The organism is Rothia sp. HMSC068E02 (genome assembly GCF_001813565.1).
In the GTDB taxonomy this organism is placed as follows: domain Bacteria; phylum Actinomycetota; class Actinomycetes; order Actinomycetales; family Micrococcaceae; genus Rothia.
The window spans coordinates 1-19043 of sequence record NZ_KV812893.1; the positions used below are offsets into that span (position 1 = coordinate 1).

The following is a 19043-nucleotide window of genomic DNA, read 5'->3' on the forward strand; positions in this document are numbered from 1 at the left end:
ATCAGCGCGCACGCACCCGGGCACAGGTACATCCACCGTTACGCTCGGGTTTTTTCATGCCTTCACGCCTTCATGTGCGCTGGCAGGAATCCGAGCACCTACTCGAAGGAACTCGGCCCATGTCACGTCACATTACACTCGACCATATTTCGTACGCACATCCGGGTGAGCCCCCGCTTTTCACCGACCTTTCCGCGGTATTTTCTGCGCCACTCACCGGGCTTATCGGCGATAACGGCGCCGGAAAAACTACCCTCTTCAGACTTATTCTTGGCGACATAAACCCTAGTCAAGGGATAATCAGCACCCCACCGCGCATAGCGTACCTACCGCAAGATTTAGGGTTGAGTGGGCATCAGCATCTTGCTGATATTTTTGGAATTACAAAAATACTGCAGGCGCTTGATGCACTGGAATCGGGCGACTATTCCCCCTGCCTTTACGACACCATAGGCGACGCCTGGGATATTGAAGAACGTACCCTCGCAGCCCTTGCCGAACATGGTTTTGGTCCTGCCCTCACTACGACCGATACACAGGCCCGTCGCAACCTTCTGATGCGTCCTCTTAGCACCTTTTCAGGTGGTCAGACGGTCACAGCCGCACTCACCGCGCTTCTATATTCAAACCCCGAGTTCATTCTGCTGGATGAGCCCACAAATAATCTGGATTCTTCGGCGAAGAATCGGCTTTATACGGCTCTTGAAACCCTCACCTGCCCGGCACTCATCATTAGCCACGACCGCGATCTGCTGGAGCACGTGAACGTGATTGCCGAGCTTCACGCCGACCGCCAGGGGCTGGCGCATCTGCGCCTCTTCGAGGGTAACTACAGCACATACCGGCAGGCGCTGGAGACCGAGCAGCAGGCGGCTCAGCGTCGCGTGACCGAGGCGAAGAATGAGGCGCGTAAGGCTGTGCGTGAGCGCACCGAGAACCAGATTAAGCTCGATCGCAACGCCCGCCGAGGCCGCGAATTTGAACGGTCAAAGCGGAAACCTGGCATGGCTATGGGCCTGGATAAAAACAGTTCAGAGCGCTCTGCCGGGAAACTTCACACAGCCCACGAAAGCATGGTGGCGGATGCACGTGCAGCAGTTGGAGAAGCCCAAGAGAACCTGCGCGTGCAGGAGCGTATCTATCTGGAACTTGTTCAGGATGCGCTCCCATTGGGGCGGAAAGTACTGGAATTACATCGGGTGAAGAACAACTCTTGCGCATCTACACCACAGAGCACCGACCTTAAGAATGCATACACCCAAAACACCGTTTCACGTGAAACACAACCTTATAAAGTTGATTATCTGCTTCAAATCCAAGATTTTCCCGAGGTTCTTATCCTGACCGGACCCGAACACCTGCACATCACGGGCGCAAACGGCAGTGGCAAGACTGTGCTTCTCAATGCGATAGCGCACGCGAATGACCCTGATTACCGTTCCCCAGTGCCGCCTGCATACCAAGTGCTCTACCGCCTGGACAACACCGCATACCTGCCGCAGCGCATCATCCTCGACCCGGAGCTCACCCTCCTTGAAACCGTACAGAGGGCGAATCCCGGTGCGAGCGAACAGCATCTGCGTGACCAGCTGGCGCGCCTGCTCTTCCGTCGCGAAAGCGTACATCAGCGCATTGGGGATTTATCCGGAGGTGAGCGCTTCCGTGCCGCGGTGGCGCAGGTACTTCTGGCCAACCCGGTGCCGCAGCTACTCATATTGGATGAGCCGACGAATAACCTCGATATTTCCTCGGTGGATTGGCTGGTGCAGGCACTCGAAGCCTATACCGGTGCGCTCATCGTGGTGAGCCATGATGAGGACTTCTGCCGCCGCATCCGCATTGACCGCACACTCAACCTTTCAACAAAAACTCTCGGGAAGGAACCATTCGGGGAATCAGCACGCTGAATCTTCTCCTACATGGGAGGGTGTTTGACTCAGCGCCCAGTCAGTTCCTATGCTTGAGCCATCAGCTCTCTATCCGTATTACCCCGCCGCAGGGGTAGCTGGCGAAGCTGAACGTATCGTTTGACCGAAGCCACCCAAGGCGCGACCGGGGTGCCCTTCGGAATCTAGGAGGCATCAAAGAAATGACCCACCGAGCATAAGCCCGGACCTCACAGAATTTTTCGTGCGCTCACGCAGCTTTTTGCGCAGACACATTCTCCCTGCGCACTTCTATTTTTCTGCGTGTCTTTATCAGCGCGCACGCACCCGGGCACAGGTACATCCACCGTTACGCTCGGGTTTTTTCGCGCCCTTTTTGGGGCGATCCTCTTACCGCCACGCGCTCAGCATAGGCACCCCCAAACCGCCGGCACACTACTGCAACGCACCACCGTCGGAGTTTGAGAGCACCCGAGCATCCATACCTCAAGGAGCTCGTATGACACACGTACTTCAGCCGCAGGCGACCTTTCCCCGTTCCGCTTCTTCCCGCGATGCCCGCTCGCACGCCACTTCCCACATGGTTTCCCATGCAGCGGCGCACGTTAGTATCGCCCATCTACACTTTGCGCACCCGAGCCAACCTTCACTGTTTGTGGACCTTTCGGCGGTGTTTTCGGCACCTCTGACCGGGCTCATTGGCGATAATGGTTGCGGAAAAACAACCCTCATGAGGTTGATTTTGGGTGATTTGACCCCGGATTCCGGTTCTTTGGCAGCGCCGGAGCGCATGGCGTATCTACCTCAGGATTTGGGTCTGGACCGGGAGCAGACCCTCGCTGAGCTCTGCGGAATCACCGAGATTCTGTGGGCACTGCAGGCGGTGGAATCCGGCGAATACTCCCCCGAACTCTACGAGACCATCGGGGATAACTGGGACGTTGAGGAGCGCACCCTGGCGGCTCTTGCGACCTACGGTTTCACCCCGGCGGCACTGATTGATCGAGACAACCCGGAGGCGGTTCGCGCGCTCTTTGCCCGCAGCATGCGCAGTTTCTCCGGTGGCGAGGCAGTCATTGCCGCGCTTGCCTCGCTGATGATTTCTGACCCCGAGTTCATTCTGCTGGATGAGCCGACGAACAACCTGGACTCCTCAGCGAAGGCTCAGCTCTTCACCGCGTTGGAAGCACTGCCCTGCCCGGCACTCATCATCAGCCATGATCGCGATCTGCTGGAGCGTGTAAACGTGATTGCGGAGCTTCACGCCGACCGCCAGGGGCTGGCGCATCTGCGTCTCTTTGAAGGTAACTACAGCACCTACCGGCAGGCGCTGGACACCGAGCAGCAGGCGGCTCAGCGTCGCGTGACCGAGGCGAAGAACCGGGTGCGTTCGGCGCATCGCGAGTGGGTGCAGGCGCAGGAGATTATCTCGAAGAACATGGCGCAGGTCTGGAAGGACGACCAGCCGGATACAATTCTAGACCTGGCAAAGGATGCCTCACGTCAGGCGGCGGCGAAGCTTCGCGGGCTGCGCGTCGGCAAGCAGGAACAGGCCCGGGAGGCATACCAGAAGGCTCAGGATGAGGTGCGCGTGCAGGAGAAGATCTACGCCGAACTGAGCCAGCAGCCCCTACCCGCGGGTCGCAAGGTACTGGAGCTGAGCAGGGTTGATGCCCGGCAGGTTTCACGTGAAACATTTACCACTAAGCAACCCACAAAGGTTGATTCTCTGCATTTTTCACCCGCCGAGGCTGATAGCGAGAGCAATCAGGGAACCCCGGCGGAACGCCCAGAACACCTGATTCTCAGCGGTCCCGAGCATCTGCGCATCACCGGTGCAAACGGTAGCGGCAAGACCACCCTCTTGAACGCTATCGCCCACGCCGGCGAGGCTGACTACCGCTCCCCCGTGCAGCCCGCCTACCGGGTCGGCTATTGCCTCGAGGGGGCGTACATTCCGCAGCGCATCACCCTCGACCCGCAGCTCACCCTCCTACAGAGCGTGCAGCGGGCAAACCCCGGAGTGAGCGAGCAGCATCTGCGTGACCAGTTGGCGCGCCTGCTTTTCCGCCGCGAGAGCGTGCACCATAAGACCGGTGAGCTCTCCGGTGGTGAGCGTTTCCGCGCGGCGGTGGCGCAGGTGCTTCTGGCCGACCCGGTGCCGCAACTTCTCATGCTGGATGAGCCGACGAATAACCTCGATATTTCTTCGGTGGATTGGCTGGTGCAGGCACTCGAAGCCTATACCGGTGCGCTCATCGTGGTGAGCCATGATGAGGATTTCTGCCGCCGCATCCGCATTGACCGCACGATGGCGCTCTAACTAGGGTTCCGTCTAAGGTTCCGAACCCAACCCCGCGGGTGCTACCCGGGGCTTAACGAACGGGTGCCCGGCACCTCCGAATATTGGAGGCGCCGGGCACCCACCATAGCAACAGCCGGAACGCATCCGCCCAACATCGCAGGCCGCTTCTTGTTTATGTAACAAATCATCCTCAATAGTTACATATTTGTCACCAAAATCCATCTTATTTGTAACTAATGTCCCGCATGAGGCCTAAAATGTCACTCCAGGAATTACAATATGTACATGTATACGCCTGAAGAACTAACACGAACACTCAACGAGCTACGGCTTCTAGGTAGAGACAGCCTGACCGTAGAGGTTAAATCAGCCCACATGGGTTATCCCTCCTCCGTGGCGGAAACTATCTGCAGCTATGCTAACCTTCCCGACGGAGGCACAATCATATGCGGTGTCGACGAATCTCAGAAGTTTGCACCTGTAGGCGTTTATGATGTTGAAGATCTGCGGGCAAAAATTATTGATGCCGCGCAAAATCTTAAGCCAAAAATCGTAGTGGAAACCGACGATATAACTCTGGATGGCCATCAGCTGCTCATCGTAACCGTTCCGGGCCTGCCGGTACAGGAACGTCCCTGTTTCAAAGGTAATATAGCCTACCAACGGCTCGGGGATGGTGACTACCCAATGGATGGCTACGCGCTCAGTCTAATGTACGCGCAGCGCCACAAACCGCACAATGACTTACAAAGCATCGCTCACACGTCCATTGATGATTTGGACAAGTCCTACACGCAGGACTTCCTGCGCCAGGTACGTCTCTCCTCAGCCCGTTTGCGTCAGAGCTCTGACCAAGAAATTTTGTATAAACGCAATGTACTAGCTGCAGATAATCATTTAACCTTGGCTGGGATGTGCGCTCTGGGTGACTACCCTCAGCAGTTTTATTCTGGGGCGAGCGTTATTGGCATAGTGTCTACAAGCGGCAACACCCGCAATGATGACCGTTTTCGAAGCGAAGGCCCTATTCCCGCCATGCTTGAAGATACCCTTGCATGGCTTATACGCAACATTAAGAACCGCACCGTCACAGCTCCCAATGGTGCGGGGCTCATCGATCAGCCAGAAATCCCCTTGGTAGCTCTCCGTGAGTTCGTAGCCAACGCACTCGTCCACCGGAGCTATGAACGGGATGCATCCGGAAAATTTATACAGATTTTTATCAAACGCGGCCGTATTGAAATCATCAGCCCCGGCGGTTTTTGGGGTATCCTGCCGAGTCAGGTAGGCATCGTGCATCGCCCTGCGGCTGTAAACGAGGCGCTCTATGCTATCTGCCAGAATATTCGTCTCAGCGACGGTCACCGACTAATCGAGGGCGAAGGCGGCGGTATCCTAGCTGCGCAACAGGCCCTGGTTGATGCTGGGTTGCGTAAGGCGCATATTATCGACGAGGGTATCCAGGTACGCGTCATTATCTACCGTCCTGCCGATAACACGCAGCCTACGAGCACAATGGGGGTATCCTCTACTCCTCAGCTTGCTGAGATACCGGAAAATCTATCCCCCACGGAATCCCAGGTGTACGTTGCTTTGACTCGCGGACCTGCTACAGTCGCTGATATTGCGGAAAGCACCGAGTTGAGTGCACGGCAGGTACGTTACGCATTGCCCAAGCTAATCCAACGAGGTTTGGTAGAGCAAAAAGTCCGTTCGGGACGCCGCGGCTCGGTATACCGCACGCTGGCGCTCTAGGGCTCAGCCCTGAACCCCGCGAAACAACATCTGAATACAACGAACGGGTGCCCGGCACCTCCGAATATGGAGGCGCCGGGCACCCGTTTCAGTTACCTCACCGCGGCCACTTCACCGCGCTGACGAAAACCTAGATTAGAGGACCAGGCCCTTGGTCTGGGACACTGCGCGCTCGAAGCGAGCCTGAACGTCAGCCCAGTTCACAATGTTCCAGAATGCCTTGACGTACTCGCCCTTGACGTTCTGGTAGTCCAGGTAGAATGCGTGCTCCCACATGTCCAGCTGCAGAACGGGGATCAGTGCAACAGAGATGTTGCCCTGCTGGTCGTAAAGCTGCTCGATGATGAGGCGCTTGCCAACGGTGTCCCATGCGAGGATTGCCCAGCCGGAGCCCTGAATGGTCAGTGCAACGTTGGTGAAGTGCTCACGGAACTTGTCGAAGGAGCCGAAGAACTCGTCGATTGCTGCTGCCAGCTCGCCGGTGGGCTTGTCGCCACCCTCGGGGGACAGGTTGTTCCAGAAGATGGAGTGGTTGGTGTGGCCACCCAGGTTGAACGCCAGGTCCTTGGAGAGCTTGGAGACGTTGCCGTATGCACCGTTCTCGCGTGCCTCTTCAAGCTGCTCGAGAGCTGCGTTAGCGCCTGCAACGTATGCTGCGTGGTGCTTGTCGTGGTGCAGCTCCATGATCTTTGCGGAGATGTGGGGCTCGAGCGCCGCGTAGTCGTAGGGGAGCTCGGGGAGGGTGTACTTTTCAGCCATGATGATGCCTTTCATTAGAAAACTTGGCTTGTATTAAAGATTACCAGCGTAGCGTTTACTTTACTTTTCATGAGTTGGGGAGCGTCACATTTATGTAAGACCTCGCTCGAACCTGTGGATTTTAGGCAAAGACTTTTCCCCACACCTGTGGATAACCCTGTGTATCAACAGGATTTTCAGGTTTGGCACCCTATTCTGCCTTGAAATACCGGGGTATGCACTCATATGAATAACAGTGCTGTAAGTTCTCCACACTGTGGATAACTACTGTGGATAACATCCTATTTTGGGGATGCGCGGGGGATAAACTGCAGAATTTTCGCCCTCATTCGAGGCGTTTTTCCTTCTACTAGCCAAAATATTGAGCTTTAAAAGGGGCTCTGAACAGCCTTATACGCTTCTTCTGGGTGGAGGCGGTGGATTAAGTGCACAGGGTTATCCACAGGTGTGGAAATTTTCAGGTTCCGCGGATTTAAAGGTGAAAAGGCCTTCTGTTTAAGAACTTACCCTCGGTTTTAATGGCCGTGAAAGCCTGTAATTACAAGAATTTTTCTGTAGCACTCTTAAATTACACCTGGGGAGGACCTCGATTCTGCTCTGCCAAATCACATGCGTGTAAGTTCTCCACACTGTGGATAACCCCTGTGGATAACACTTCTGACGCGATACGGCGCAACAATACCGCGGACACACGGCACCACCACACAACACAAACCACACCGTGCAGCTACACCCCACAGCTACACAGCACAGGTGTTTACGCTTCCTCCCCCGACTCTGCCCCGACTCGTACAGCGCTCTTGCGGCGCCGATATGAAGGCAAAGAAAAAGAGCACCCGACCATTGGATGCTCTTAGAGTGAGTTGATAGAAATTCGAGTTAAAAAGATACGGTACGGAATGCAGCCCAACCACGAACTGCACCCGCACCGCACATCCGTCGGTAGAAATACGAGTTACTCGTACACCGACGACAATCACCGATAAATAGAGAGTCGAACCTATCGAAGCGAGCTTCCGGTCTCGCCTCGGAGGCTTCCTTCGACCCCGTTATGTAATTAGTGTACACGGTTTCATTACGGTTGCAAAGCCAAAACCAAGATTTTTTTAAAAATTTTGTTATCGTTTCGTTATTTTTCACCCTTGGCAAGCTCTTTACACTCCCTAGAATTTTCACTCAACCCCCTAAAAACCTTGATATTCCGCGGAAGTTAGCATTATGCACGGAAGTGCTTCTTGGTACGGTCTTGTCTATACTTGTACCGGAAATCTTTTTGAATATGTCGTATTTCACTTGCTTACCCCGGGTATTTGCAGTCACTGCGTGCAAAAAGATACCCCTGGCACCCCTCAAAAAATTAGCACCAAAGTGTCAAGCATTACTTGACCGTACCAATTTTGAGTCACCTAGTCAGACCTTTCGCTACAATGGGTGCCAACACGCCACTTCTCTCTTTAATAAGAGAGCTCCATATCCGATAAAAGAGGAATCAATCCCGTGTCCATACCAACCACGTCTGCGCAGCGGTCTGACAATACCGCACACAGCGAATCCATCCAGTGGCTCTCCCAGCAAGAGCGAGAAGGGTGGCTCTTTATCAGCTCCATCATCTTCAGCCTCACCCGCAAACTGGAAAACCAGCTGCAGAGCGAAGCTGGCATTAGTTTTGTCGAATACATGGTGCTCGCGATGCTCTCCGAGTCCAAGGATCATTCCCTCACCATGACCGAGCTGGCAATTACTACCAACACCCTCCCGGCACGCCTCTCCCGCGTTGTAGCACGCCTGGAGAAGGATGGATACGTCCGCCGCTCCCTCAGTGTAGAAGACCGCCGCGTCAGCATCTGCCATTTGCTCCCCGCAGGCGAGCAGAAGGTGCAGGAGGTCGCACCCGGCCACGTGAGCGAAGTACGCCGCCAAATTTTCGACCACCTGACTACCGAACAGGTTGAGCATCTCGCAGAAATCGGCGAGGCAGTCCTCGGCAACACCCCCTCAAACATCATCTCGATTGATGCACTGCAGCGTGGGGACTACCCCGCACACTAACCTCCTCCACCCCACAGAGGGATGAGAGTTGAGAGAACCAGAGATAAGGCACATTCCCATTGGGAACGTGCCTTATCTCTTTAAAGGCGCGCGCAGAACAACCTTTACGGAGGTGGTTGGGGGCGCATCGGGGTTCTGACCACATCAGTTTCGCCGCATTTTCGAGAGATTTTTAAGATTTTTTTGCGCCCTCTAGCCCCGTGCGCAGGCACCCAACATGGTGTCTCTATGTTTACCTTGAGCCGTAGGGGTTGTGGTTTTTAAACCCGCTGTCTATCCCTGTTAAACCGCGAAATCTCAAGGAAACACACCCAATACCACACAATCCAAAGAAAATATTCAGGCTATCCACACTAAGGGTTGTGGTGACAATATGTCAGGGGTACCTTATCTGATTCACCGATTAGCCTTTTCTCTCTGTACATGGCGCACCCCACCCCTTACGATAAATATCAACAGGTTGCACCGCGCCATCCCGGCACCCAAAAGCAACCACCAGATAAGGAGAAACCATATGTCTAAGTCTTTCTACGACCTTCTGAACGAGCAGATCGGCCACGAGTTCGCTGCATCCCACCAGTACCTGTCCATGGCTATCTGGCTCGACGGTGAGGACCTTCCCCAGCTGGCTAAGTTCTTCTACCAGCAGTCCCTCGAAGAGCGCGAGCACGCACTCATGATGGTTCAGTACAAGCTGGACCGCGGCCACAAGGTCGAGATCCCCGCTGTTCCCGCTGTCAAGAACGACTTCGAGAACGTTCAGGAAATCGTTGACATGTCCCTGGCACAGGAGAAGGCTGTCACCGGTCAGATCGAGGCCCTGTTCTCCGCAGCACGCGCTGAGAACTACGCACTGGGCGAGCAGTTCATCCTCTGGTTCCTGAAGGAACAGGTTGAGGAAGTTGCAACCATGGAGACCCTGGTGACCATCGTGAAGCGCGCAAACGGCAACCTCTTCGACCTGGAGAACTACGTTGCACGCGAGCTGGCACACGACCACGGTCAGGAGTCCGGCGCACCCGCAATCGCTGGTTCCTAATCTTGCGTTCAGGCGGCTAGACACCTAGTCGACCACGCAGAATACCTGCAGAAATACTAAAACGTTCCGCCCTCACCGCACCACGCGGCGAGGGCGGAACGTTTATGCATATACGCCATAAAAGCACACCGCGGTGCACCGTCCAGGAGCTAAAAGCCGCCAGCCGGTACTCGAATACTCATACAGTGCAGAGTAAACTTAAAAGCCTTAGATGCCGCATAATATCGCGGCAGAAAGAGGAGAGAATGACTCACACCAACCCAGATACCCTCAGCCGCGGCTCATATAGCAACTCACGCCGCGTAGCCGACATTCTGCGTGCAGAATCAGTCGGCGGTACCGTACTTCTGATTGCGACGGTGCTGGCAGTAGTACTCGCCAACACCCCCGCATCCACCTTCTACTTTGGTCTGCGAGACACCGTTGTTGGTCCGGTCATCCCCGGCTTCAACCACCTGCAGATGAGCATCGGAACCTGGGCAGCAGACGGTCTGCTCGTCGTTTTCTTCTTCCTCACCGGCCTGGAGCTGAAGAAGGAATTCGTGATTGGTGACCTCAAGTCGCCCTCCACCGCGATTGTGCCGATTGCGGCTGCCTTCGGTGGCGTGGCAGTGCCCGCGATTATCTACACGGCGCTGAACTTCACCAGCCCCACCGCTCTGCACGGCTGGGCGATCCCCACCGCAACCGATATCGCGTTCGCGGTGTCTGTTCTCGCCGCCGTGGGTACTTTCCTCCCCTCGGCGATGCGCGTCTTCCTGCTGACCCTGGCTGTGGTCGACGACCTGATCGCAATCTGCATTATCGCAATCTTCTACACCAATAACTTCCATGGCGAGTACCTGCTCTTCGCGCTCATTCCCCTCGCTCTTTTCGCGTTCATTGCCTACCGCGGTGAGACTATGTTGCATCTGAAGCCGCTGGCTGCCTGGCTGCTGCTTCTGCCCCTGGGTATTATCACCTGGGCGCTCTTCCTTGAGTCCGGTATTCACGCGACCATTTCCGGTGTGGTTCTGGGCTTCCTGGTGCCGGTGAAGATGTCCGCTCGCTCTGAGGCGGCGCAGGCTGAGCACGGTCTTGCGGAGGTGCTGGAGCACCGCTTCCGTCCCCTCTCTACCGGCATCTGCGTGCCCATCTTCGCGTTCTTCAGCGCGGGTGTGGCTGTGGGCGGTTTTGAAGGCCTCGGACGCGCCCTCACCGACTCCGTGGCGGTCGGCATTATGGTTGCGCTAGTTGCCGGTAAGACCATCGGTATTTTCGGTACCACCTGGCTCGTGACCCGCTTCAAGAACGCTAACCTCGACCCGGACGTCGCCTGGATTGACGTGGTCGGTCTGGCTGCAACCGGCGGTATCGGCTTCACCGTGTCCCTGCTGGTCGCCGAGCTGTCCTTCCCGCACGGCTCCCCGCACACTGAGGACGCAAAGATTGCGATTCTCGTCGGCTCTGTTCTGGCTGCCGCTGTGGGTGCGGCTATCCTGTCTCGCCGTAACAAGCACTACCGTGCCCTGGCTGAGAAGGAAAGCGTGGACGCTGACGACAACGGCATCCCCGACGTCTTCGAGGGCACCTACCGTGACCCGAAGGCTGAAGCCTAGCAAGAACTCCTAAGGTCTAGTACCTTCCCTACACCCCGATTCCCGCTGATAATGATGTCTCACCGCACTACCTCACGTCGCAGTACAGCACGAGCAGAGCAGGCGCCCGCGCCTCCCTCAAGGTATGCAGAGATATCAGCACGCGTGGTCATCGGGGTGTATTCTTTTGCCGCGCTGCTGACCACGTTCGCGTGGATTATCTCTCCTCTGCGGCACGGCCGCGGCTTCACCTGGTGGGAAGTCACCGCCGACCTGCTGAATATTCCCTCCACACACACTCTGCCCAGCGCCATTACGATGATTGTGATGGTTTCCGGGCTGATTGTGCGCAAGCGCGCTGCCCTCATTGCAGCCATCGTTTTTCAGGTGCTAGGTGTGCTGCTTGCGACCCATAGCGCCTTCACGCTGGCGTTCCCCGCGGGGATTATGCCGAAGGACCGTATTTTCTCCTCGACGGTCGATACTCTCTCCATCGTGTTTGCGTGTGTGCTGGTGCCGTTCCTTTTCTCGATTCGTTCGGCGTTCCCGGCACGCATTGGTCGCCTCTCGTGGGCGGGTGCGGCGGCTACGGCTGTTGGCGGCATCCTGCTGACTACTCTGGTGCTCTGGTACCTCTGCCACATCGGCGTGTGGGAGCCGTTGCGTTCGGTGACCCCGTGGGAGTTGCTGATGCACGGCATGGGTATTGAGCGTACCCATCCTGGCGTGTGGTCTGCTGATGTGGTGGCTTTCTTGGCGTCTTTTGGTTACGGTGCCTCGCTGGTTGCGGCGCTGTATCTGTTGGCTCGCGGTTATCGTGCCCCGGATGCGTGGACCGGCGAGAAGGAGCTGAAGATCCGCGCCCTGCTGCAGCAGTACGGTGCCAATGATTCGCTCTCATATTTTGCGACGCGTCGCGATAAGCAGGTGATTTTCTCTCCGGATCAGAGGGCGGCGATTACGTACCGTTCGGTGGGTTCGGTGTGTTTGGCGTCGAGCGACCCGGTGGGTGACCCGGATTCGTGGGATGCCGCGATTGAGCAGTGGATGTTGCAGGCGCGTAGTTACGGTTGGGTTCCTGCGGCGCTGAGCGTGAGTGAGGCGGGTGCGCGCGCCTATAACCGTGCGGGTCTGTCGATTATTCAGATGGGTGAGGAGGCGGTCCTTGAGGCGGACCGTTTCACGCTCAATGACACGTCGATGCTACCGGTGCGTCAGGCGGTTCAGCGTGTGCGTCGCGGCGGGTACACGGCGCAGATGCGTCGCTTTGCGGAGCTGGACGAGCAGCAGCGTCAGCAGGTTGCGGAGAATATTTCGGCGTGGCGTCATGGGCGTGTGGAGCGCGGCTTCTCGATGGCTCTGAATCGTGTGAATGATCCAGCGGATTCTTCGTCTGTTCTGGTGTCGGCTCATGATGAGGCTGGTCAGATGGTGGCTCTGCTGTCGTTCGTCCCGTGGGGTCCTACGGGGCTGTCTTTGGATGTTATGCGCCGCTCCCCTGAGGCACCTAATGGTGTGGTGGAGTTTATGGTGGCGTCGCTGATGGAGCAGGCGGCGTCTTTGGGTGTGCGGCGGGTGTCGCTGAATTTTGCGATGTTTGGCCATATTTTTGAGGCTGCTGATCAGGTGGGTGCGTCGGCGTGGAACCGTTTTGCTTCCCGCTCTTTGGGTGTGCTGGATCGTTTTCTGCAGTTGCGCCGCCTGTATCGTTTCAATCTGAAGTTTGCCCCGCTGTGGGTTCCTCGTTTTTTGGCGACGGAGCCGACGTTGGCGATGGCGAATGTTGTGGTTGCGTCGGGTATGGCGGAGGGCTTTTTACCGAATTTGTCGGCGCGCCGTTTGCAGGATCAGGAGCAGGTTCTTTCTACAGATGAGCTGGAGGCTCTTCGCCAGATGCAGCTCGCTTCTGTGGAAGAGCTTCCTGAGGTGTCGCGTAGCGATCAGACTCAGCACCGTCTGCGCCATCTGGAGGCGCTGCGTGCGGCGGGCATGGATCCGTATCCGCTGGGTGGTTCTTTGGGCAGTACCAGTGCTCCTGTACTGGGCGTGAAGGATGCCCTGCGTAGCGTGAAGGATGCCCTGCGTATATTCTCTTCTGAAAATATTCCAAATTCGGAATTCATGGTTTCGGGGCGTATTCGCGCGCTTCGCAACCATGGTGGAGTCCTCTTTGCAACTCTGATTGAAGGGGGTGAAACCCTGCAGGTCGTCATGGACCGTAGCCTGGTGGGCGAGCGTCTGCTGAGTCTCGCCTCCCGCAACCTGGATACCGGCGACATCATCACTGTGCGGGGCACCTACGGGGCGAGCCGTAACGGCACTGAATCACTGATTGCCTCCATCTGGCACATGGCGTCGAAGAGTCTGCACCCCATCCCCTTCGACTCCTTTACTGACCCGGAGGCGCTTCTGCGTCGCCGTTCCACGGACCTGTTGGTGCATCCGGATCAGATGCAGAATCTGCGTCTGCGTACCGCGGTCATTAAGGCGTTGCGTGCCCGATTGGATGCGGAGGGTTTCCTTGAAGTGGAGACCCCGATTCTGCATACGGTGCACGGTGGTGCGAGCGCGCGTCCATTCCGCACGTATATCAATGCCTATGGCGAGGATTTGACGCTGCGTATTGCGCCGGAGCTGTATCTGAAGCGCCTGGTGGTGGGCGGTAGCGGTCCGGTGTATGAGCTGGGTCGTGATTTCCGTAATGAGGGTGCTGATGCGACCCATAATCCTGAGTTTACGGTGCTTGAGGCGTATCGTCCGTATGCGGATTATGTGCAGATGCGGCAGTTGACGGAGCACCTGATTAAGGATGCCGCCCAGGCGGTGTTTGGTTCGGTGTCTTTGCCGCTGGGTCATAAGGCGTCGAGCGAGCGCACGGTATCTGATGTGTCGGGTCCGTGGCGTGTGGTGTCGGTGTGTGATGCTCTGTCGGAGGCGCTGGGTCGCCGAGTGGATGTGCAGACAGATTTTGAGGAGTTGCTGGCTTTGGCGCAGCAGCACGGTGTGCGTGTTCACGAGGGTATGGGTCCGGGTGCGATTGTTGAGGAGCTGTATGGTGAGCTGGTTGAGGCGCGTACGGTGGAGCCGACGTTCTATACGGATTTCCCTGCGGAGACGAGTCCGCTTGCGGCGCCGCATCGTAGTGTTCCGGGTTTGGCGGAGCGTTGGGATTTGGTGATTAACGGCATGGAGATGGGCTGTGCTTATTCTGAGCTGGCGGATCCACTGGTGCAGCGTGAGCGTCTGACGGAGCAGTCGTTGAAGGCGGCTTCGGGTGATCTGGAGGCGATGGAGGTGGATGAGGATTTCCTTTACGCCTTGGAGACGGGTATGCCGCCGACGGGTGGTTTGGGTCTGGGTGTGGACCGTTTGGTGATGCTGTTGGCTCAGACGCAGATTCGTGGGGTGTTGTCGTTCCCGTTTGTGAAGCCTGAGCGTTCATAGCCCGGCCGAGACCCCCGTTTATTCGCTATGCCCGGTGCGAGGTTTTGTACCTCGTGCCGGGCTTTTTCACGCCCGCCCTGCCGGTGCCGGTAACACCTTCACGGAGTCTATATTTACTCTGCCCATATATTAAGTATTCGTTACATTTTGCGTTTGACCCTTTTTTAAGTTGCTCCGTGAGGGTTGCGCGTCCCACAATGGGGTGACTAATCATGCGGAGCGTATATTGGCTCCGCTGCGCGGCGTGAGTCCGCACCACCCAGCAATGTAGCCCACACGTTATCCGTCTTCCGGGTTTGAGCGTGCGGGCTTTTTGCATTCAAGATTGGAGTGCCGAGTGGATTTTCTTCTGAATATCATCGGGGACATTAATACGCATACTGCGGGGCTGACTTCCACCGTGGATGCCGTGCAGAACTGGATGTGGAGTAATTTCCTCTACTACGCTCTGATTGCTGCTGGTCTGTACATTACGATTCGTACCCGCGGCGTACAGTGGCGCTCCATTAAGGAAATGGTTCGTGTCCTGGGTGACCCGGTTGCTCGTGAGGCTGACGGTAAGAAGAGCATTTCTTCGTTCCGTGCGTTTACTGTTTCGGCTGCTTCTCGTGTGGGTACCGGTACTGTTGCGGGTGTTGCTTTGGCTATTGCTATGGGCGGCCCGGGTGCTGTGTTCTGGATGTGGGTTATTGCTGCTGTTGGTGCGGCGTCCGCTTTTGCGGAGTCCCTTCTGGGTCAGCTGTACAAGGAGCGCGGTAAGGATTCCTATATTGGTGGTCCGGCGTACTACATGAAGCGCGGTCTGAATGCTCGTTGGATGGGTTACATCTTCGTGGCGTTCATTGTGGTCACTTACGCGTTTGTGTTTGTCGCAGTTCAGACGAATGCTGTGGTGGATGCTACGGCGAACTCGTTCAGCATTGATGTTTCGGGTACTAACTCGATGGGTTTCCGCATCACTATTGGTCTGATTATGGTGGCGCTGACTGCGGCTATTATTTTCGGTGGTATTCGCGCGATTTCTTCGGTGACTGAGTGGCTGGTGCCGATTATGGCGGTGCTGTATCTGCTGCTGGGTCTGCTGGTTGTTCTGCTGAACATTGGCAAGGTTCCGGAGATGCTGCTGATGATTTTCCAGGGTGCTTTTGGTATTAAGGAGTTTGTGACCGGTGGCGCGATGGGTGCCGTGATTTGGGGTATGAAGCGTGGCCTGCTGACTAATGAGGCGGGTATGGGTACCGCTCCGAACGCTGGTGCGACCGCTACTATTTCTCACCCGGCTAAGCAGGGTTACGTGCAGACTTTGGGTGTTTACTTTGACACCATGATGGCGTGTACTGTGACTGCGTTTATTGTTCTGCTGTCGAACCCGACTTATGGTGATCGTTCTCGTGGTGCGTCGCTGACTCAGTCGGCGTTGGCTATGCAGCTGGGCGATTGGGCGGTTCACTTCCTGACTATCGCGATTTTCATGTTTGCGTTCTCGACTGTGATTGGTAACTACTACTACGGCGAGTCGAATATGCGTTTCGTGACTGAGCGTAAGCTGCCGATGAATATTTTCCGTGCGCTGGTTCTGGTGTTCGTGTTCTTCGGCGCGATTTCTTCGCTGGATTTGGTGTGGACTACCGCGGATATGTTGAATGCCGGCATGGTGATTGTGAACTTGACGGCGGTTCTATTGATGACTCCGCAGGTTGTTGCGGTGTTGAAGAACTATGAGGCTCAGCGTAAGGCTGGTTTGGAGCCGATTTTCAAGGCTTCGGATATGCCTGAGTTGAAGAATCTTGCGGCATGGGATGGTACTGATGCGGTGACTACCCGTGAGTTCTGGGCTGAGTATGATGCGAAGGCTGCTGAGCGTCGTGCTACGAAGAAGGCTAAGAAGGTTAGCCGCTAGTTTGTGAGCTACACGAAGGTTTCTGTGTAAGGCTTTGTGGAGGGTCCGTCCTGCTGTGTGCGGGGCGGACCCTTTTTGCGTACCTGAGGTGAATGGTGGAGGGCGTCCTTGCTACGGTAGGCTCTGAACGCTTCCTCGGACTATCCTGAGGGTCTGCGATCTCCTAATGCGGGCTCCTAATGGGTCTGTATGCTTAGGAAGGATATTAGGAGGGTTTATGGATTGGCGTGCCGTACTGGAACTGGTGGTCACCATCGTGTTTCTGGCTGGTATTGCGTTGGCGCTATTGTGCTTGGTAACGATTCATCGGAACCCGCATTTTTCGGAGGTGCAGAAGCTGAAGTGGCTTCTGCTGGTGTTGTGCCTGCCGTATGTGGGTCCGGTGACGTGGTTGTTGCGTGCGCGTTTGGAGCGTATTGACCGGGAGCGTGCTGAACAGGAGCGTATGGCGCAGGGTTCCGCGGCTACTTCTACTGCAGCTGCTTCCGGTGAAGTGTCCGGTAGTACATCCGATAGTGCTTCGGAGGCTCTTTCTGACACCCCCACCAACACTAAGTAACGAAGGTCACACCATCTCAATTGGACAGCACCGCATGCAGTCCGTATAGTTTTATGTGTTGCCTGCGGTGATACACCGTAAGACACATGCGCGAGTGGCGGAATAGGCAGACGCGCACGGTTCAGGTCCGTGTGCCCGTGAGGGCGTGGGGGTTCAACTCCCCCCTCGCGCACCAACGATCCCCGGTTCGAAAGAACCGGGGATTTTTTCATATCCATAACCAATCCCCCGCTAAATGACGGGGTTCCAGAGCGATGGCGAGTGCATCACCTAAAATAGAATCGGGTGTGTTCATTCACAGGACACACAGCTAACGCACAGACACGCTCGTTAAACTGAGCCTTTCGGATAAAGACCGTTTGCGCGGTCTGTTGCTCGGAATGGTCGTTGAGAAGGAGGCGGCATGAAGTTTTTCGACAAGCTGGGCAAGCTGGAGCAAGGCATCGGTCGCACTGTCGGCCTTTCCAAGGGCTTCGGCACCTTTGCGAAGGCGGATGTCGCTAACCGCGTCCGCATCATGATGGATGACGAGTCCTATGTGGACGGCAGTGGCCGCACTATGGCTCCTAATGTCTATACTCTCCGTTTCGCACCGGTTGATTTCCCTCGCGTGCGCGAGTGGGGCAACCCGTTCGCTGTTGAGCTGTGCGATTTGGCGATTTCGCACGCCCGCGCGCAGGGTTACACCCTCATTGGCGCGGTTCGCGTGACCTTCAATGTTCTTGATTCTCTCTCTGAGGGCGAGTTTGAGGTTGTTGCGACTTTCGAGCCGTTCTCTGTGCCGGAGGCTCCGGCGTCCCCGTCTTTGCGTGGTGCTACTAACTATGCGCCGGTGCGTCCGCCGCGCGAGTCTTCTTTGCCGACCCGCATTACGAAGCCGGCTGCTCAGCCGGCCCAGCCCGCACACCCTGCACAGCCCGCGCAGCCTGCACAGCCCGCGCAGCCTGCACAGCCGCAGGCTCCTGTGGGTCGCCCGAGCATGCCTGTACCGCCCCCTGCGGCGGCAGCTCCCCGTTTCTTCTTGGAGATTGAGGGTCGCATGCACCCGGTGAACCACCTGCCGTTTGTGCTGGGCCGCGGTTCTGATGCTGATTTTCGTCTGGACGATAAGGGTGTTTCTCGCCGTCACCTGCAGCTTTCGATGCAGGGTGGTGCGGTGGTCGCCTCCGATATGGGTTCTACCAACGGCACGTTGATTAATGGTGCGCCTCTGCGTGCGCCGGTGGTGCTGGCGAACGGTTCGCTGCTTCGCATGGGTAATACCCGCATCATCTTCCATAGTTCGACCGGAGGTGTCCGTTAATGGCGTCCGAACTGACTGTTACTATCCTTCGTTACGCTTTTCTGGCGCTCATCTGGTTCTTTGTTTTCCTGGTGGTTTCGGCTGCTCGCCGTGACCTTGGTTTGGGTAAGAACTATCGTGCGGCGCCGGTTGATGCAGTTCCGGAGGCTACCCATATTGTGCCTCCGCCGACTCGCCCTTCGCAGCTTGTGATTACTGCCGGTGCGCAGGCTGGCGCGATGATGCAGCTGGGCGACCAGCCGATTACTATTGGCCGCGCTAATGACATTGAGGTGTCTCTGCAGGATGATTACGCCTCGGGCCGCCATGCGCGTCTGTTCCCTCAGGGTTCCCGTTGGTTCCTGGAGGATTTGAATTCTACTAATGGTACGTTCGTCAATGGCGAGCGTCTGACTCGTGCGACCCCGATTGAGCCCGGTGATGATTTCCGCGTTGGCGGTACCACCATGCAGTTGAGGGGCTAGTGT

Annotated in this window: 12 protein-coding genes and 1 tRNA gene; 12 read left to right on the plus strand and 1 reads right to left on the minus strand. The window is 56.4% G+C overall.

Features of this window, described 5'->3' with window-relative positions; genetic code table 11:
* The first annotated feature begins 119 nt into the window (after positions 1-119).
* The 3 genes from HMPREF2919_RS07240 (at position 120) to HMPREF2919_RS07250 (ending at position 5946) form a co-directional block, all read left to right on the plus strand.
* Positions 120-1907, plus strand: a complete 1788-nt coding sequence (locus HMPREF2919_RS07240) for an ATP-binding cassette domain-containing protein (RefSeq protein WP_070667007.1) — start codon at positions 120-122, stop codon at positions 1905-1907.
* A 478-nt stretch (positions 1908-2385) separates the two neighbouring features.
* Entirely contained in the window at positions 2386-4209 is a 1824-nt protein-coding gene (locus HMPREF2919_RS07245) for an ATP-binding cassette domain-containing protein (RefSeq protein ID WP_070667009.1), read from the plus strand.
* Positions 4210-4470: 261 nt separating this feature from the next.
* Positions 4471-5946, plus strand: coding sequence for an ATP-binding protein (locus tag HMPREF2919_RS07250; RefSeq protein WP_210398970.1), 1476 nt, complete (start codon positions 4471-4473; stop codon positions 5944-5946).
* Positions 5947-6081: 135 nt separating this feature from the next.
* On the opposite strand, the gene HMPREF2919_RS07255 is transcribed toward HMPREF2919_RS07250, so the two are convergent.
* The gene (locus HMPREF2919_RS07255; protein WP_005507370.1) at positions 6082-6705 is read right to left on the minus strand and encodes a superoxide dismutase; all 624 of its coding nucleotides are present in this window, start codon (positions 6703-6705) and stop codon (positions 6082-6084) included.
* Positions 6706-8202: 1497 nt separating this feature from the next.
* Here HMPREF2919_RS07255 and HMPREF2919_RS07260 point away from each other — a divergent pair.
* The 9 genes from HMPREF2919_RS07260 to HMPREF2919_RS07300 all read left to right on the plus strand — a co-directional run bounded on the left by HMPREF2919_RS07260 (position 8203) and on the right by HMPREF2919_RS07300 (position 19040).
* Positions 8203-8754, plus strand: coding sequence for a MarR family winged helix-turn-helix transcriptional regulator (locus HMPREF2919_RS07260; RefSeq protein WP_083309903.1), 552 nt, complete (start codon positions 8203-8205; stop codon positions 8752-8754).
* A 514-nt stretch (positions 8755-9268) separates the two neighbouring features.
* Positions 9269-9793, plus strand: coding sequence for a ferritin (locus tag HMPREF2919_RS07265; protein ID WP_049341967.1), 525 nt, complete (start codon positions 9269-9271; stop codon positions 9791-9793).
* 245 nt (positions 9794-10038) lie between these two features.
* Positions 10039-11391, plus strand: coding sequence for a Na+/H+ antiporter NhaA (gene nhaA / locus HMPREF2919_RS07270; protein WP_070667011.1), 1353 nt, complete (start codon positions 10039-10041; stop codon positions 11389-11391).
* A 144-nt stretch (positions 11392-11535) separates the two neighbouring features.
* On the plus strand, positions 11536-14814 hold the full coding sequence (gene lysX, locus HMPREF2919_RS07275; RefSeq protein WP_070667013.1) for a bifunctional lysylphosphatidylglycerol synthetase/lysine--tRNA ligase LysX: 3279 nt from the start codon (positions 11536-11538) through the stop codon (positions 14812-14814).
* A gap of 337 nt (positions 14815-15151) precedes the next feature.
* Positions 15152-16714 carry an alanine/glycine:cation symporter family protein gene (locus HMPREF2919_RS07280; protein ID WP_070667019.1) on the plus strand — a complete coding sequence of 521 codons (1563 nt, stop codon included), beginning with the start codon at positions 15152-15154 and terminating at the stop codon, positions 16712-16714.
* 217 nt (positions 16715-16931) lie between these two features.
* Positions 16932-17273, plus strand: a complete 342-nt coding sequence (locus tag HMPREF2919_RS07285; RefSeq protein ID WP_070667021.1) for a PLDc N-terminal domain-containing protein — start codon at positions 16932-16934, stop codon at positions 17271-17273.
* An 88-nt stretch (positions 17274-17361) separates the two neighbouring features.
* Positions 17362-17448, plus strand: a tRNA-Leu gene (locus tag HMPREF2919_RS07290).
* 228 nt (positions 17449-17676) lie between these two features.
* Complete coding sequence (locus HMPREF2919_RS07295) at positions 17677-18576, plus strand: FhaA domain-containing protein (protein WP_070667023.1); 900 nt, start codon at positions 17677-17679, stop codon at positions 18574-18576.
* A complete protein-coding gene (locus HMPREF2919_RS07300; protein WP_049341961.1) occupies positions 18576-19040 on the plus strand; it encodes an FHA domain-containing protein FhaB/FipA in 465 nt (154 codons plus the stop codon). The genes HMPREF2919_RS07295 and HMPREF2919_RS07300 overlap by 1 nt, the downstream gene beginning before the upstream one ends.
* Positions 19041-19043 lie beyond the last annotated feature (3 nt).